A 614-nucleotide genomic window follows, 5' to 3' on the forward strand; every position below is an offset into this window, starting at 1 on the left:
GAGCCCGTCGGCGAGCTGCCGGACGACCACGTTCCGCTGATCGCTCTCGACGCGCTCTAAGTTCAGCGGGAGCACGCGCGACCGGTCGACGGTCTCAGCCTCGAAGTACGTATCTTCGACGAACGTGCGACCGCCGCTCGGGCCGTCGTCGTCGAGCGGTTGTGTCGGGAGCCCCGACTCGTTCAGCGTCGCGAGGATCGCCTCTTCGAGCTCGTCGGCGATCTCCTCGTGGTCGGCCGGCCGGAGCGTCTCGTCCCACCGGCTCGACTGATATGACGCTTCGAGCTTCGGGTGAGCGAGCGGGTGATCGTCGGGGAGCGACTCGGCGTTCCGCGCGTAGTAGTGCTTGAACTCCTTCGGGATCCCGTGGTCCGGGAAACACTCGCGAACGCGCTTCGGCCCGAGCGTCACCGTGTGGTAGTAGCCGGCCCGTTCGGTGTCGTCCTGAACGACCTTCCGATACCCCGACCGGTCGCTTTCGAGCAGGTGGCCCATCCGCGCGAGCGGTCCCTCGCGGGCGTGGACCGGCCCGGAGACGTCCCGGTCGAGTCGGACGTACCGCGCCGCGTCAATCACGACGCTGTACTCGTCGTTGCGGCTCTCGAAGTACATCG

General features: G+C 67.6%; 1 pseudogene. It reads right to left on the reverse strand.

Annotated elements, in window-relative coordinates:
• Positions 1 to 614: pseudogene (locus tag DVK07_RS20575) on the reverse strand (hypothetical protein); the annotation flags it as partial.

Source organism: Halorubrum sp. Atlit-26R (assembly GCF_003666015.1).
GTDB lineage: Archaea > Halobacteriota > Halobacteria > Halobacteriales > Haloferacaceae > Halorubrum.